Origin of the sequence: Limosilactobacillus vaginalis DSM 5837 = ATCC 49540, from assembly GCF_000159435.1 — a bacterium.
GTDB classification, from domain to species: domain Bacteria; phylum Bacillota; class Bacilli; order Lactobacillales; family Lactobacillaceae; genus Limosilactobacillus; species Limosilactobacillus vaginalis.
In genome coordinates, this window is record NZ_GG693424.1 from 1 (window position 1) to 1320 (window position 1320).

The 1320-nt window shown below is 39.9% G+C and carries 2 protein-coding genes; both read left to right on the forward strand.

From position 1 onward, the window contains the following. Positions 1-434, forward strand: a 434-nt coding sequence (locus HMPREF0549_RS08815; protein ID WP_003717949.1) for a helix-turn-helix domain-containing protein, incomplete at its 5' end; no start/stop codon positions are given. Further along, the gene (locus HMPREF0549_RS08820) at positions 371-1279 is read left to right on the forward strand and encodes an IS3 family transposase (protein ID WP_152378517.1); all 909 of its coding nucleotides are present in this window, start codon (positions 371-373) and stop codon (positions 1277-1279) included. The genes HMPREF0549_RS08815 and HMPREF0549_RS08820, both read left to right, overlap by 64 nt. Positions 1280-1320 lie beyond the last annotated feature (41 nt).

Consider the following 1320-nt stretch of genomic DNA (forward strand, 5'->3'; position numbering starts at 1 on the left):
TTTCTCAACTACATCAATGGGTTATCAGTTACAATAATGACAAACTCCGAGTTAATCAGACAACGAGAAAGCGAGTCAGAAAAATGGGACGAAAAGTAACCTTTGATGAAAAGAGGCAGATTGTCCGATGGACAATTGAACATAACAATAACTATAAAGCGGCTGCAGAGAAGTATGATATTAGTTACCAACGAGTTTATTCTTGGGTACGGAAGTACCGAGTAAATAGCGACTGGGAAGTACTAAAAGATAACCGTGGGCGTAATAAAGGAAAAGAGCCCACTAATGAACTAGAAAAACTAAGGAAACGAGTTCGTGAGCTAGAAGCTCGTGACTGTGAACGGGAGCTGCAAATCGCTTTCGCAAAAAAATTAGTCAAAATACGCAATCGGGAGGTGAAACGACCGGACGATATCAAGCGATTCAAGAAATGAACAATGAAGGTTATTCCATTAGTGAATTGGCCAAGGTCGCTGGAATTACTAGACAGGCTTACTACAAATGGTTGAAACATGAACCGACTAAATATGAGATTGAAGAATCGGAGATTCTCCAATTGATTAAACAGTTAGAAAATGAACATAAGCAAAGCGTTGGTTATGACAAAATGACTAGGTTAATCAAGTTAAGTCAGCAGATCTCTTATACCGTCAATAAGAAACGAGTCATTCGTATTATGAAAGGCCATAGTATCAAGGCCGACTATCGTCAGCCAACCCACAAACGTATTCAAGCCCAGCAAACTTATGAAGCTGAAAATATTCTTAACCGACAATTTGACCAAACCGCAGCTAACCAAGTTTGGGTTACGGATACGACGGAACTGAATTACGGAATCCGGCTTAGTAAAGTTCGTCTACATGTAGTATTAGATTTATATGGTCAATACCCAGTAAGCTGGTTAATTACACCTACAGAAACCGCTGAAGGAGTAGTTCAAGTGTTCGAGCAAGCACGGATGAAGGAAGGAGCACTAGCTCCGTTAATTCATACTGATCGTGGTGCGGCGTATACTTCCAAAGCATTTAATCAGTATTTAGTAGTTAATGGTGCCCAACACAGTTATTCAGCACCAGGGACACCGGCTGACAATGCCGTAATAGAACATTGGTGGGCAGATTTTAAGGCTATTTGGATAGCACATCTACCTAAAGCACAAACATTATTAGAACTAGAAGAACAAGTTAGAGAAGGAATTACCTATTTCACTGAAAAATTTATCTCAGCGAAGAGAAATGACCTTACCGCAGCGGAATACCGCTTTGGAAAGGCCAACTAATTTTTATTATTTAATGTGTAAACTTGACAGGGCACAGTACC